Origin of the sequence: Chryseobacterium hilariae, assembly GCF_051400735.1 — a bacterium.
Lineage (GTDB): Bacteria > Bacteroidota > Bacteroidia > Flavobacteriales > Weeksellaceae > Chryseobacterium.
Genome location: NZ_JBLFFJ010000005.1, coordinates 365,418 through 380,483 on the forward strand (window position 1 = coordinate 365,418; position 15,066 = coordinate 380,483).

Here is a 15,066-nt window from a genome sequence, read left to right on the forward strand (position 1 = left end):
AAATCAGAACAATGAAAAGACTTATCTATATATCTTCATTTCTCATGCTTTTGGGAACTGCCGTGTCATGTGACAGAAACCTTGATGAGATCAATAAAGACCAGAGCCGGATCAATAAACCGGTAGCCAGCTCCCTGCTGGCTCCTATCCAGTATAATATGGCTGCAGTAGGTTATAACAGGGCTAATGATTTTACTTTCGACCTTATGCAGGTATCTCTGGATTTCCCGAATGAAGGAAACTCACTGAGCCGTTACTACATCACTGAAAATACAGGCGCTGGATTCTGGAATAATTCCTACCGGTGGCTGAAGCAGGTTGATGACCTGAAAAGAGCCGCCGTTGAAGAAGGAGATAAAAACTATGAAGCCATTGCTTTGGTACTGAATGCATGGATATATTCCAACCTTACCGATACCTATGGCGATATTCCTTTTTCTGAAGCTTCAAAACTTGATGAAGGGATTTTACAGCCCAAATTCGACAGGCAGAAAGATATCTATGTAAAACTGCTGGATGATTTGAAAACTGCCAATTCTCTTTTTATCACCAACAAAGTGCTTGCAGGAAGTGATCTGTTTTATAAAGCCGAATCCGATGCGAACGGAATTACGAATTGGAAAAAATTCTGCAATTCCCTTTCCTTGAGATTGCTGACAAGAATTTTAAATAAAAATGGAGAAGTTAATGTTCATGCAAGAATTCAGGAGATCATCAGCAATCCTTCTGTATATCCGGTTTTCCAGAGCAATGCCGACGGAGCAAAGCTGGATATTACCGGAGTTTCCCCTCTGATGCCGCCTATTGCCAGACCTCAGGATTTTACCACGGGAAGAGCCGCTTCCGAATTTTTTGTCACAACATTGAAAGCAAATAATGATCCGCGTTTATCCATGTTCTTTTCCCAGGCAAAAGATCTGAACAATGTCAACATAGGATATAAAGGGGCGCCATCCGGCTATGCTTTTGGAACCACATTCGATTATCAGCCTTCAAATCTTAATCAGAACTTGGCCAAAGCCCCTCTGAAAATCCTTATGTATCCTTATGCTGAGCTACAGTTCATATTGTCCGAGCTTGCCTTTAAAGGAATTATCCAGGGAAGCGCACAGACTTATTATGAGAATGGGGTAAAAGCAGCGATAGAACAGTGGGGAGCAGTAGTGCCTGCCAATTACTTCGGCAATCCCAATGTTGCATATAAACCTGATATGGAAAGAATCATGCTTCAGAAATATGTAGCACTTTTCTTTGTAGACCAGCAGCAGTGGTTTGAAAAAAGAAGAACGGGCTTTCCTGTACTTCCAAACAATGGCGGCCTTTTGAATGGCGGTGCCATGCCGAAGAGACTGATGTATCCCCCCAATCCTAAAGTTCTGAATACGGCTAATTACCAGGCTGCAGTTCAGCAGATGGGTGGAGATGATATTAATGTGAAAATGTGGTGGAACCAGTAAATTAATTAGAGAAAAATAAAAAAATAAAGAATAAGAAATGAGCATCAATATAAAATTTTTAATGCCTTGTGTGCTGATTTCAGCGATGGCATTCTCCCAGGATTCTGTTTCAGGATATGTGTTTGAAGACAGCAGCAGAAATCAAAAGAAAGAAAACCGTGAAAAAGGGATTGAAGGTGTTGCGGTTTCCAATGGAGTTCAGGTTGTGCTTACTGATAAAAATGGAAGATATAGCTTACCTGTTCAGGAAAATCAGACCATCTTCGTGATCAAGCCTTCAGGATACCAGACCGCTCTGAACAGCAATAATCTACCTCAGTTTTATCATCATCATAAGCCAAAAGGCTCACCGTCTGACTTTAAATATAAGGGAACAGCACCAACAGGAGCTCTTCCAAAAGAACTGAATTTCCCGCTTTATAAAAAAGACGAAAACAAAAACTTTGATATTCTTGTTTTCGGAGATCCTCAGCCTTACACAGAAAAAGAGCTTGATTATTTCAAAAGAGCTATCGTGAATGAAGTGAAAGGTACTAAGAAAAATGCAGTATTGGGAATCAGTTTAGGAGATTTGGTGGGCGACAATCTGAGCCTTCAGAAGCCTTATGTGGATGTGATGAAGGAGATTGGCCTTCCATGGTATAATGTGATGGGAAATCATGATATGAATTACGACGCTAAAGAAGACCAATTTTCAGATGAAACCTTTGAAAGTAATTTCGGTCCTGCTAATTATTCTTTCAATTACGGAAATGTGCACTTTATTATTTTAGATGATATTCTGTACCCCGATCCGAGAGATGGAAAAGGCTATTGGGGCGGATTCCGTGAAGACCAGCTGAAATTTATTGAAAACGATCTTAAACTGGTTGATAAGAACAAACTGATCGTTGTTTCTTTTCATATTCCCTTAGAGCATAAAAACGAAGATAATTTCAGAAATGCAGACCGTCAGAAATTATTTGATTACCTGACTCCTTTTCAAAATGCTTTGATTTTATCGGCTCACACACACATTCAGCAACAGATCTTCTATGGAAAACAAGCGGGCTGGAACGGTTCAAAAGACCTGCATGAATACAATGTGGGAACTACCTGCGGCGACTGGTGGTCAGGAACGTCTGATGAGATAGGATTGCCTACTTCAACGATGAGAGACGGAACTGCAAAAGGATATTCGTTCATCAGCTTTAATGATAATCAGTATAAAGTTAAGTACAAAACAGCAGGAAAACCGGAAGACTATCAGATCAAACTGTATGTTCCGGAAGTAATTCCTTATCCGTCTAAAACGTCTGCAAAAATCCTTGCTAACTTCTTTATGGGAAGCAAAAAAGACAAAGTAGAATACAGGATAGACAACGGAGCCTGGGAAGAAATGGCCTACGATGAAGCGGTAGACCCGAATTTTGCTCTTTCCGTATTCAAATGGGATTCTACACAGAACTTATTCCCGGGAAGAAGACCTTCCAACCCTGAAATGTCGAAACATATCTGGACGGCAGGTTTTCCTAAGAAGCTTACATTAGGAAAACATAAACTTGAAGTGAGAGCTGCCGATATGTACGGGAACCAGTTTACCGCTTCAGAAGAATTCGAGGTACAAAACCCGGTTCTTATCCCATAGTTTTTCATTTTTTACTATACTTTCAACAGAAACCGGTTTATGATTAAGCCGGTTTTGTTTTTATATTTCTCACAGATTGTACGGATTACGCAGGTTGGGATCATGAGCTTGCTAAAAGTCTTTGATTTTTTTAGAACCTATGTGAGCCTCTTCTTTGCAAAGTTTTTAACTCTAAAATAACTTAAGTGTCAAAAATCTTTTGTGATTTAAAAACCTGTAAGCTTGATTTTGCTATTAAAATTCCGTTAAATCCATATTCTGCCGGCCTTTTAAAAATGTTCTTTCGTAAATTTGTCTGACGAAAAATAATATTATGAATATAAGCGGAAAAAATGCCATCGTAACAGGTGGTGGAAGAGGATTAGGAAAAGCGGTTGCCTTGGCCTTGGCTAAGGAAGGAGTGAATGTTGCTGTCACCGGTAGAAATGCAGAAAATCTTAAAAGTACAGCTGAAGAGATTAAAGCGCTTGGAGTAAACTCGGCCTATGCTGTTTTCAGTATTGATAATGAATCCGAAGTGAAAACAGGTATCGAATCCCTCGCAAAACAACTGGGAAGCGTAGATATCCTGATTAATAATGCCGGAATCGGAGATTTTGGAAGCATTGAAGATATGTCTTCCGAAACCTGGGAACAGGTAATCAGGACCAATTTATTCGGAGTATATTATGCGGCTAAAGCAGTTTATCCGTTCCTAAAGGCTAATGGCGAAGGAGATATCGTAAATGTCGCTTCTACAGCAGGCTTAAAAGGCGGTCCGAATATGTCAGCTTATGCAGCATCCAAAGCTGCGGTAGTATCTCTGTCACAGTCGATGATGGCAGAATGGAGAAAGCAGAACATCCGTGTAATCACTTTGACACCAAGTACCATTGCTTCCGATATGAGTATTCAGGGAGGACTAACAGACGGAAATCCGGATAAAGTGCTTCAGCCGGAAGATTTTGCAGAATGGGTAAGAGATATTTTGAAAATGAACAGAAGAGCATTGATTGCCAACGGATCTATTTTTTCTACAAATCCGTAGATTGGCTAAAAGTTCCGGGATTCGGGTTTACATGATGTTGTAGGAACTAGCTTCATATAATAAATATTCAATAGGAGCGGGCTTTAGCCCGCTTTCTCTATTGACACAAACCTATCCGGCTTTAGCCTAAACATAAAAGCAGAACCAGCCTTACCGTTAAAACAAAAGGCATTATTCTCAAAATATACAAGACTCATGACACTTCAATTTTTTTAACAATAATAACATCCTTATTTTTGCACTAAATTATTCACTCACATGCAAAATTATTTAGAATTCAATTTCAAAATTTCTCCATTGCAGCCATGGAACGAGATATTAATGGCAGAGCTTATTGAAATAGGTTTTGACAGCTTTACGGAAGAAATTGACGGAATTTTAGGATATATCCAGAAAGAACTTTTTAACGAAGAAGAACTTAAGGCACTTCCGCTTTTTGAAAATGAAAATGTACAGATTACGTATTCTTTCGAAGAAATGCCCAATATCAACTGGAATGAAGAATGGGAGAAGAATTTTTCACCGATTAATATTGATGATAAAGTGTTGATCAGGGCAGAATTCCATGAATCTGTCCCGGGAATGCATGAAATTATCATTCAGCCCAAAATGTCTTTCGGAACAGGACATCACCCTACAACGCACCTGATGATCCAGCAGATGATGGATATTGATTTCAACGGTAAAAAAGTGCTTGATATGGGATGCGGAACCTCTGTACTGGCTATTTATGCAAAACAGCAGGGTGCCGGAGATGTAAAAGCAATCGATATTGATGAATGGTCTGTAGAAAACTCAAAAGAAAACGCAGCCAGAAATGGTGTTGAGCTGGATATTGAATTGGGAACCGCAGATAATTTAGGAAAAGAGAGTTTTGATATCATTCTGGCCAATATCAACAGGAATATCCTGATCTCTGATATTCCAACCTATGTTTCTGTTATGAATGAAGGGGGAAAACTTCTGCTTTCCGGACTGTGCTTTTTTGACGTAGATGATATCCTGGAAGTATGCAAAGAAAGCGGATTGGAACTTAAAAAGAAACTTCAGCGTGAAGAATGGGTGAGCCTGTTGCTGGAAAAATAATGGAATGGATGTAAATATGAGATCTTTACTGAGCCTTTTATTTTTGATGTTGCTGCAGTTTTTTTCTGCACAGGAAGAAAATGGCGTTTATCCTGACGGAGTTTTCAGCTTTGAAGAAAACAAACCCCAGAAAATTTTTACAGACTGGACCAGAGTAAGAAAAGAACCGGATGTAAAAGCTGAAGTAACAGATTCGCTGCAAACCAACCAACAGGTGATGATCCTTAAAAAGGAAGATGCAATACTTAAGTTGGGCGAAAGAGGCGCCAATTGGTATAAAGTTTCCTACCAGAAAGGAGATTTGGTTTCCGAGGGATATATCTGGGGTGGAAATTTATGTGTAGGCTATCGAAACAAGAACGGCTATGACTTCCTTTTTGGACTTTCAAAAACGGTAGACCGGAAAAATAAAGAATATAAGGAAACTGTAAAGCAGAACATTGCCGGAATAAAAGCGATGGAAGGAAATACTTTGATTGATGAGGTGTACTTCGACACCGGAAGAGGAGAGGAGTTAAGCTATGCTACATTTACCATTGAAAGCGGACATAAGCTACAGAATGTGGAACTGACGCTTAAAGCTATGGTTTCCGGCGAAGCCTGTGGAATTGCAAGCTACAGCCAGTATGTTCTTTTTAAAGATAAAAAACTGGTTGTCCTGCCACAGCTGACAAATGTAGGGGATGCCGATGTGTATTATCATTCCGAGGAATTTGTATTCCCAAACGATCAGGGCGGAATTCCTAATGCTTTTATTTTTAAAATGGAGGAAATGGAAAAAGATGAGAAGGACAGAGAGAAGAAAAAGCGTTCTTCCAAAACGTATTTCTGGAATGGAAGCTCTTATAAGCTTAAATAAAAATCCAAAAACTGATTATAAAACCAGCTGCCATATAAAATTATGGTGACTTTTTATAATAGGCTAACAGGTAATAGGACATCGACTTTTATATTATTATTTCTTTACTTCGCGTATTTACCCTTTTTATACGTTTTTTTATCAAAACGATTCCATGTTGAGGAATTATTTTTGTGGTAGTAATCAAAATGAGTTGTATAGATTCAAAGATGATTAAGGACGTAAGAGATCCTAGATATTTTTTTATCATTTGTGTACAAACTGCATCAGTATAGGTGCAGTTTTTTTGGAATACACATGGCAGTTGTGACAGAAAGTTCTGTAAGTCTTTGTTATTTTTATTATGACAGAGATTCCCTTATGGTGCATCAGCTTTTGTAGTGTTAAATTTCAAAAGAGAAATAAAAAAATGTAAATATATTACTGCTTTAACCGTTTCATTTATATAAATACAACAATGGATGCATTTCTAATCGAGCCATTTCTCAATGCTGATAATGGTATTTCTTATATCAACACCAAAAATATATCAGAATTGTTATTACTGCGGCCCGCGGAGTTATTCCAACCACATAGAACAGAATTTAATGTTATCTATCTTTTCGACGAAGGCGAGGGGAAGCATACTATAGATTTTAATACAATTGATATAGAGCATAAGCATATGCTTTTTGTTACTCAAAATCAGGTTACTCAATTCCATGAGCCTGCCAATTACAAGGGCAGGGTGCTCATTTTTACTGAAGACTTTTTTTGTGCAAATAATTTATTTCAGACCCAGTTTTTTGGACAGACAGATCTATTTAATGATCCATTAAATTTACCTTATTTCGATGTAAGGGAAAGATTTGATGAGATTTCCTCTTTGTTTAGTTTTATAAGTGATGAGCTTAAAAGACCTTATCATGAAGCTCAATCTGCTATATTAAATAATTACTTATTCAACATCCTCTTAATTGCAGAAAACTTATCTGTTTACAAGGATAGAAAGCTTGCTGTTTCTAAAAACAAGCTTTTACTGTCAAAATTCAAGTCTATGGTTAATAAAAATATCCACCAAAGGTATACCTTAGAATTTTATGTTGAAAATTTAAATGTGAGTTTGCGAACACTTCAAATAGCTTTTCTAGAGGAAGAAAAACAAACACCAAAACAATGGTTGATAAACAGAATGATTCTCGAAATCAAAAGAAATCTTTGTTATCATGATAAAAGCATAAGTGAAATTGCATACAAGTTGGGCTTTAAGGAAGTAACAAACTTCATTAAATTTTTTAAAAGCAAAACAAATCTAACTCCATCTCAATTCAGATCTCTCTCAACCAAAAGATAATTTTTTTATACACTTTACATCAATTATGTTTTGGAAGGTTTTAATTGACAGCTTTGCCATGAACAGATCCTGGCTTAATTTTTCCTAAACAATCTGGATTTTCATTTTTAAACAAAGTAAAGCCACACCAGTTATATTAGGTGTGGCAACAACACAAATGATGAAAAAAAAATTATTTTTGAAAAAAAAGCTATATCAGTCAGCTAACACTCAAACTGAATTATATAATCTTTAATTGATACAAATTAAAATCTTTTTTAATCAAAACATTGATATATAAGCGAATAAAAATGATCAAATTAATAGTTTGGATGATGATATTCAGAATTAGGATGGAGTTAGATATGTTTTTGGACTAAAGAATAATAAAATTTGTACCCTTCCTGCCAGATTAAATTGCAAATATTAGATATAAGGTTTTCAACAACAACTAATAAAGAGAAACCTCTTTTTTATCTCTTTATCGTACTGGTAATCATATTGTTATTTCTTTTAAAATATATAGTTATTTTCCGAAATTTTATAAATTAAATTTCAGAAAACGGATAGGTATTCGTTTGTGAGTCTGCAAATTTGTATTGATTTTTACATTGTCTAAAGCTAAAACATGTTGAAATGTTTAAGAACTAAGTAACTAATAACAAAATCTAATAAATACCATGAAAAAAAAATTATTTCTATTATTCACTATAAGCATAACATCAGCATTTTATGCGCAGGTTGGGGTGAATACTGCAAATCCTTCTGCAACGATGGATATTGTAGGAAACCCAACACTAACAACTTCAATTGATGGACTGTTACCTCCACGTGTTACAGGTGATCAATTAAAAGCTAAAGATTCTGTTTACGGAAATGTTCAAAATGGTGCAATTGTATATGTTACGGTACCCGTTGGAATTTCAACACCCAAAACAGTAGAGGTTACAGCATCAGGTTATTACTATTATGATGCCCCAAACAATGTCTGGACAAACTTTAATGGTAACAAGGATTCCGGTGGGTCAGGAACAACGCTTTTTGCAAGCAAAAATGGTGCTTGGTCGCTAATAAATCTGGGTATTTCTGGGACAAGCTGGAATAAAATAAGCCTTACATCAACAGATACTAAAGCCGGGGTTCCAACGCTTCTCGACAATGGGGTTTATACAGCTCCCAAAACAGGACTTTATGATGTAAAATATGAGGTCCAGTTGGCAGGAGGTGTTGATTTAAGTGTGCTAGGTGGCAAAAGGTTAGGTATCCTGAAAAATGGCAGTACTGTATTTGAGCAGAAAATTATTGATGCTGTCCGTGTGTCTATTCTCAGTGTTACTCTTGCTTCGGTACCTGTTACCTCCACTACTCTTGGAGCTATTGTTCCGCTGAACGCTGGCGAAACAATCACATTTGCTGTTGAAACTGGAAACGTTAATTTATCATTACTTACAGATAGCAAAGTCTCAGTATCCATATTCAAAGTTTCTGACTAATATCCGATTTATTAAACTTCAAGAATTTTGCTCAATTATTTGCAATACAGCATGAATTATAAAAACTTACATATTGGAAAATTGATTTGTTTAAAAGTCGAGGAATCAACACTTGAAATAAGCTATATCTGCACGTTTTTTAAATGCGACGCAGAGGAAATCAAAAAAATGTACGAGGCGGAAACTCTGGATACAGAAGTTCTTCTCAGTTGGTGCAAGCTTCTGAAATATGATTTTTTCAGGGTTTACACGCATCACTTGATATTATATTCTCCTCAAACAAAGGCCCAGCTCTGCAATAAAGATCAAAAGAAGAAAGAGCCGGCAGTGCCTGAATTTCGTAAAAATTTGTATACAGTTGAAATAATAGCATTTATTATGGAAAAGATTTTTTCCGGAGAAATGACAAAAATACAAGTAATAAATAGGTACGGAATTCCAAAGACAACCTTATATAAGTGGATAACTAAATATGAAAGTATGGAAGCTTAAATCAAAATATAACGTATATGAAGAATCTTACACCGAACTATAAGCTGATCTTTTTAGATATAATTGAACAAAAATTTCCGGACAGGAAAGATGTCTGTATGCCAATAATAAATAAAAATGAGCTGTCTCAATTTGATATCATTGAGCTGAATCAAAAAATTTTCGGAAGTATTGATAAGTCCACATTTACTTTAAATCAAAAACACAAAGCCTATAATAAAAGTAGTATTTTAAAGATTTTAAATTATCAGATTGAAAACCATTTAAGTAATACACAAACTGCTGCGATTTTCAAATTGAGCAGGAATACGATTGCCAAGTGGAAAAAAAATTTTACAGCAACTTATTCAGCGAAATGAGATCCGCATTTAGTTTTTTATGCAGCAAACCGGTTTATCATTCTTTATTCTCAAAATATAATGATGGAGGAAGTCCCGTAATTTCTTTAAAAGTTTTGGTGAACGAAGAAGCCGTAGCAAAGCCAGTGATTTCTGCAAGATAGCTTATCTTATATTTTCTGTATGCAATGTCACTTTCCATCTTGGTAATGATATAGTTTATTCTGAGATTGTTAATATAGGATTTAAAATTATCCGATTTGTATTTTTTAATAACCGCAGATAAATATTTTACATTCGTACCGAATTCTGTGGCAAGATTGCCAAGCGTAACCCCTTTTTTTGTAAACATTTTATTTTCTTCAAAATTATTTAGCTTGGCCAGAATTAACAATTCAGTACTACTGTTAATTGAATTTGGTAATTTGGCATCGGTTATTTCCACAGGGCTTATATTAGTGATTTTTTCAAGCGAATAAACCTCTGAATCGTTATTTATATTTGGTTTTATTCTGATAAATATAATTAAGCCTATAATTATCATTATTGCAACAGCCAAGCATAAAATCAAAATTTTAATCTGTTGTGGATTCTTTATAGACTTGAGACATACTTTGCAATCCTTAGCCATTAAGCTCAGGCCTTTCATCTGTTGGCTACATATGCAACGGACATCATTTCCTTCTGTATTTGACTTTTTGCTCAGTAGTGCTGAAAAATTAGGACTAAGATTAACTGCCTTTAAAAATTCTTGAAGTTGAGGATATGCCCATGATTTGGTTTTATCATTTACGTTTATGTAATTATAAAATTCAGAAGAGGCATTTAATTTTTTTTTCTTCTCAACTGCCATTGAAATGAAAACATAAAATATGAGATGAAAAATGTGACTCATAATGCCTGGTATAGTACCCAGAAATATATTTTTTTTGTAAAACGACGTTATCATGATAACGCAATAATATGGTAAATAACCCGGTGTTAATTATCAATTTCCGAAAAAAAATGATAATATTCAATAAAGAGAGGTTTTATATGGTGATAGAAATCACATAAAACATTATCCTTTTTGTATTAAAATTTTTGTTGCAGTACTGTTAATAAATTAAGAATTTCTAGCTTTCAAAGAATATAGATACAGATAACCACAGGAAAGCACATGAAAAATTAATGAAAAATGTTAGCCATCTTACAAATATAACTATGAAAAGAAAATTTAACCCTTTTATAATCGGAATAGTGATAATTGGCATAGTGATTATTCTTTTTTATGATGTTGTTTTTACTTCTCGTTCGGAATTTGATGTTGTTGACAAACCAAATGATAAGATGATTCCTATGTTCAATGCTGAAATTGATAGGCAAATAGAAGAACATACGCAAAGCATTAACCATATAGGCTATATTAAAGAAAGCCGGCAGAATACGATCAATTATCTGAAATCATTGAAATCAATCGAAGGATATGCCAGGTACGGCGTAAAATCTACAAAGGCAAGAAACTATATTGAGCTCAAAATAGAGTTCAATAATGGAAAAGTCGTTGATCAAATTTATACAGGTCAGAGTATATCAGGCTATATGGCTCCCTCTTTATTGATGAAAGTAAATATGATAAACGGAAAAGCAGTAAAGGTTTATACCAATGGACTGGAAAGAAAAAACTTACCCGAATGGGCTATCCCGGATATTCAGCTGATGATTAATAAAGCGATTACTTACGATGTCATTCAGCATTGGGATGCGTACTTCGCTCCTAATAAAACACAGGAAGAAATTAACAAAGAATGGGAACGGTAAATTGATGTGATTTCGCCGAAGTTTTATTAAAGATAGATTCCTTAACTACCATTTACTAAAAATGACCCGGATCTGAATAAAATAAAAAAAAGTCTCTACATTGCTGTAAAGACTTGATTAGTGAGCGCGTCAGGATTCGAACCTGAGACCGTCTGCTTAGAAGGCAGATGCTCTATCCAGCTGAGCTACGCACCCATTAAATAATTTTGAGAAAATTACTAAAACAGTCGGGGCGGCAGGATTCGAACCTGCGACCTCCTGGTCCCAAACCAGGCGCGATGACCGGACTACGCTACGCCCCGATTGATGGTCATCTAAGCGAATTTTACTTCGTTTTAGCGAGTGCAAAGATAGTAACTTTTTTCAAATAAAAAAGAGAAATTTGAAAAAATATTGAATTATTAATCGGCCCTACCAAACAATAAAGAATAAAGAGAATAACAGTTTTTAAGACTCAATAGGTATTGATTATTAAATATCAGTGTTTTATGTAAAGATGGTGCATGTTTTGGGATTGGAAACTCACTATGTACAATTTTTTAAAAATTAACTCCTTTTCCTTCTCACAAACAAATAAAAACTCACCACAATAAAAATAAACACCGCAGCTATATTGTAATAATCAAGTCTTTCAAAAGGAATATTTTCATTCAGAAAATTTTCTAAGGATTTATAACCTCCGGTATAAACCAAAAAATCTGAAAATTCCTTGTCTTTGACCATTACCGTGAACAAAAGCATGAACATGCCAAACCCAATAGGATAAATAAAGTTTTTGAATACCAGGCTTAATGCCAGCTGTACCATCGCAATAGCAGAAAGTGTAATGTAGAACTTTAAGAAAACATAAAATATAACCTCCCTGTAATCATAATTCTGATAACCCAGGGCAGGAAAAATGACTGAAAGGAGATAACCGCTTCCTAAAAATACAATGTACGACAGCAATATGGATAACAGAACCGTAACCAGAATAAACAAAGCCTTAGAAAAAAAGATTTTCAACTTCGAAACGGGAATGGTAAAGAGAATTTTATAATTATTATTCCGGTATTCTACGTCACAGCAGGCATGAACAAAAAGACAAACCAGAATAGGATACAGCAAATAAAAAAACATAAAAACATACCTTCCCAGCGCATATTTCCACGGATTGGCAGTACTTTCTGCCACCCCTGAACTGATAACATCATATGCAATGTAAAAAGTAATGGCTAAAATGACAAAAGCGGGAACCAGAAGTACACCAAAAATCTCTTTATTTTTTGAGAGCTTATATTGTTCGGATGAAAAAGCTTTATAAAAAGTATTAGTCATGGTTTTTAGAAATTAGGTTAATAAAAATTTGTTCAAGATTGGTACTTTGAGATTCTATGTCATAAATTTCAATATCATTTCCGACTATTGTCTTCAGGAGCATATTGAATTCCAGGTCGTCACTGATTTTTACCGAAATTTTATTAGGCTCACTTTGGGAAGCAGAAAACGTTTCCTGCAGTACTGATACAGCTTTTTCACCATTGTTTACCTTTAAAATGATCTCTCTTTCAACCTGGCTCAGGAGTTCGTTTTTTGTTCCTTGGAACACCATTTTTCCACCTTCAATGATCCCGATGTGGGTAGCGGTTTTTTCCAGTTCACTCAGAATGTGGCTCGAAAGGAAGATCGTTTTGCCCTGATCATTCAGGTTCTGAAAAAGTTTTCGCATCTCAAAAATACCCTGAGGGTCAAGGCCGTTTAGAGGCTCATCCAGGATCAGCAGCTTTGGATCATGGAATATGGCCATGGCAATTCCAAGACGCTGTTTTATTCCCATTGATAAAGCGCTGGCTTTCTTTTTTTTCTCCTTATGCAGATCTACGAGCTCCAGAACCTCATCAATTCTTTTAGTTCCTTTTTCATAAATAATATCCAGGTATTTTAAATTTTCAAAAACAGTCAGCTTTGTATAAAAACAGGGCGCTTCTATAAGATTTCCGGTTGAGGCAAGAATCTCTGTACGGTTCTGCTTTAAACTTTTATTCTGAATAAATATTTTATCATTGGATTCCTCCAGAAGCCCTAAAAGTAGCTTTATTGTGGTGGATTTTCCTGCTCCATTCCTTCCCAGATAGCCATAAATACTGCCTTCAGGAACATTCAGGCTGATATTGTTTAAAATAGTTTTAGAGCCTATTGTATAACTCAGGTTCTGCGTTTTTATGCTTTCCATTATTTATTGATTGGTGTTAATAGAGTATTGGTGTCTATATAGAATATTCCGTCAAAAGATCTGCTCCAGATTCTCTTCTGATCAATTCCTTGATTAACAGTTGATGCAAACTCCTTTCTTAAAAGCGAGCCTTCCGGAATATCCCTCAGGTTCATAAAAAAGTAGGGCGTTTTTGTCTTATGAAATGTATTTTCAATAGCAAACTTCCCTGGTTTATTAATAAGATTTCCCTTTTCACTCTTTTTGGCATAAGACGAAAAATCCATCATGTAAGAAGCTTTGCCGTATTTATTTTTGATATAAGCTCCTAATGGAAGATAATCTTTATTATATCTTTCCGCGAAAGTATGGATATTGGCACACCATACGATAACCTTTTTGTCTTTGTACACAGAATCAATCTGATGGATAAGATTTCTGGCCATAAGGGAATCTCTGAATTGCATGCTCGGCATTGATCCGGGTTTGTATCTCCATGACTTATGAAAATTATTTTTCATATCATGCAAATATTGAGCATACATCATGTTTTCTGATGTTTTCTCAAGTTTTAAAACTGCCTGTTGAAGCTTGCTGATTTCACGGAGGAATTCATTTTTTTGATTCCCTTTAAGCATCTTATTGGCATAATAGTCAAAGGTGAGATTGTCAAGATCATTAATGTTCTTATTAAAAACAGGAAAGCTGTTAATATTGATCTTGTTCTTGCTTAGAAATTCTTTCAGGAGCTTACCTCGCCTGCCGGAAAGCGCGTTTCCGGAAAACTGAATATCAAAACCCCCAAGCTCAATGGGTGTGCCGGAGACTTTAGTTTTCTGATAATATTGAATAAGCGGTCTTGTTTCAGTGCTTGCCCACCAGAACCAGAAAAGACCGAGACCAGCTATGGAATCTTCAGTAATCTTCATACTGTGGCTGTTCATTTCCCTGTTCATTAGCCATGTATCATATTGGCCTGCTTCATATAAAACTACATGATAGTCCAGGTTTTCATGAAGATATTTGATTAGCCTGCTTTTTGCCTGTGAAGTAGCACCGTCAAAATGCGTATTTTCTCCCAGCATCAAAACTTTATTGTCCTTTAGCACAGAATCAAGTACCTTCAGATCGCTGTTATCACGGTATTCCATAGAAATGCTCTTAATGGGATGCTGATGACGAAGTACTTCAGAAAGCTGCTTCTGTTGTTCTTTCTGGGGAACTTCCTGATAAACCATTTTGTTCAGAACAAAAATTGCAATAACAGAAATTATGAAAGCATAAATTATTTTCTTCATGAATTGAATTTACATAGTTATAGATTGTTGTCTGTTTTCTTTAATAGGTGTTGATTTAGCAAATAATGTTACTCTTCAGTGTGAAT

At 35.7% G+C, this 15,066-nt stretch carries 14 protein-coding genes and 2 tRNA genes; 10 read left to right on the forward strand and 6 right to left on the reverse strand.

Going from position 1 to position 15,066, the window contains the following annotated elements:
- The first annotated feature begins 11 nt into the window (after nt 1-11).
- From ACMGDK_RS16495 to ACMGDK_RS16535, 9 genes are all read left to right on the forward strand, one after another.
- Nucleotides 12-1,457 carry a SusD/RagB family nutrient-binding outer membrane lipoprotein gene (locus ACMGDK_RS16495; RefSeq protein WP_436808958.1) on the forward strand — a complete coding sequence of 482 codons (1,446 nt, stop codon included), beginning with the start codon at nt 12-14 and terminating at the stop codon, nt 1,455-1,457.
- Between the two features lie 61 nt (nt 1,458-1,518).
- Nucleotides 1,519-3,084 carry a calcineurin-like phosphoesterase C-terminal domain-containing protein gene (locus ACMGDK_RS16500; RefSeq protein ID WP_436808982.1) on the forward strand — a complete coding sequence of 522 codons (1,566 nt, stop codon included), beginning with the start codon at nt 1,519-1,521 and terminating at the stop codon, nt 3,082-3,084.
- Between the two features lie 313 nt (nt 3,085-3,397).
- Entirely contained in the window at nt 3,398-4,111 is a 714-nt protein-coding gene (locus ACMGDK_RS16505; protein WP_436808959.1) for a 3-ketoacyl-ACP reductase, read from the forward strand.
- Between the two features lie 258 nt (nt 4,112-4,369).
- Nucleotides 4,370-5,197 (forward strand): 50S ribosomal protein L11 methyltransferase, encoded by an 828-nt coding sequence (gene prmA, locus ACMGDK_RS16510; protein ID WP_436808960.1) that lies wholly within the window; start codon nt 4,370-4,372, stop codon nt 5,195-5,197.
- A 4-nt stretch (nt 5,198-5,201) separates the two neighbouring features.
- Nucleotides 5,202-6,056 (forward strand): SH3 domain-containing protein, encoded by an 855-nt coding sequence (locus ACMGDK_RS16515; protein ID WP_436808961.1) that lies wholly within the window; start codon nt 5,202-5,204, stop codon nt 6,054-6,056.
- Nucleotides 6,057-6,513: 457 nt separating this feature from the next.
- Nucleotides 6,514-7,389, forward strand: a complete 876-nt coding sequence (locus ACMGDK_RS16520) for a helix-turn-helix transcriptional regulator (protein WP_436808962.1) — start codon at nt 6,514-6,516, stop codon at nt 7,387-7,389.
- A gap of 725 nt (nt 7,390-8,114) precedes the next feature.
- On the forward strand, nt 8,115-8,861 hold the full coding sequence (locus tag ACMGDK_RS16525; protein WP_436808963.1) for a phage tail-like protein: 747 nt from the start codon (nt 8,115-8,117) through the stop codon (nt 8,859-8,861).
- Between the two features lie 51 nt (nt 8,862-8,912).
- Entirely contained in the window at nt 8,913-9,353 is a 441-nt protein-coding gene (locus ACMGDK_RS16530) for a transposase (protein WP_436808964.1), read from the forward strand.
- Nucleotides 9,354-9,370: 17 nt separating this feature from the next.
- Nucleotides 9,371-9,712: a helix-turn-helix domain-containing protein gene (locus tag ACMGDK_RS16535; RefSeq protein WP_436808965.1), complete on the forward strand. Its 342-nt coding sequence runs from the start codon at nt 9,371-9,373 to the stop codon at nt 9,710-9,712.
- Nucleotides 9,713-9,749: 37 nt separating this feature from the next.
- On the opposite strand, the gene ACMGDK_RS16540 is transcribed toward ACMGDK_RS16535, so the two are convergent.
- Complete coding sequence (locus tag ACMGDK_RS16540; RefSeq protein ID WP_436808966.1) at nt 9,750-10,544, reverse strand: helix-turn-helix domain-containing protein; 795 nt, start codon at nt 10,542-10,544, stop codon at nt 9,750-9,752.
- 350 nt (nt 10,545-10,894) lie between these two features.
- On the opposite strand from ACMGDK_RS16540, the gene ACMGDK_RS16545 reads away from it, so the two are divergent.
- A complete protein-coding gene (locus ACMGDK_RS16545; protein ID WP_436808967.1) occupies nt 10,895-11,491 on the forward strand; it encodes a hypothetical protein in 597 nt (198 codons plus the stop codon).
- Nucleotides 11,492-11,612: 121 nt separating this feature from the next.
- Here the strand turns inward: ACMGDK_RS16545 and ACMGDK_RS16550 are convergent.
- From ACMGDK_RS16550 to ACMGDK_RS16570, 5 genes are all read right to left on the reverse strand, one after another.
- Nucleotides 11,613-11,686 (reverse strand) — tRNA-Arg (locus tag ACMGDK_RS16550).
- A gap of 32 nt (nt 11,687-11,718) precedes the next feature.
- A tRNA-Pro gene (locus ACMGDK_RS16555) sits at nt 11,719-11,793 on the reverse strand.
- Nucleotides 11,794-12,037: 244 nt separating this feature from the next.
- Nucleotides 12,038-12,808, reverse strand: coding sequence for an ABC transporter permease (locus ACMGDK_RS16560; protein WP_436808968.1), 771 nt, complete (start codon nt 12,806-12,808; stop codon nt 12,038-12,040).
- Nucleotides 12,801-13,703, reverse strand: a complete 903-nt coding sequence (locus ACMGDK_RS16565; protein WP_436808969.1) for an ABC transporter ATP-binding protein — start codon at nt 13,701-13,703, stop codon at nt 12,801-12,803. Before ACMGDK_RS16565 ends, ACMGDK_RS16560 begins: the two co-directional genes overlap by 8 nt.
- Nucleotides 13,703-14,980: an erythromycin esterase family protein gene (locus ACMGDK_RS16570; RefSeq protein ID WP_436808970.1), complete on the reverse strand. Its 1,278-nt coding sequence runs from the start codon at nt 14,978-14,980 to the stop codon at nt 13,703-13,705. Before ACMGDK_RS16570 ends, ACMGDK_RS16565 begins: the two co-directional genes overlap by 1 nt.
- Between the last annotated feature and the right edge of the window lie 86 nt (nt 14,981-15,066).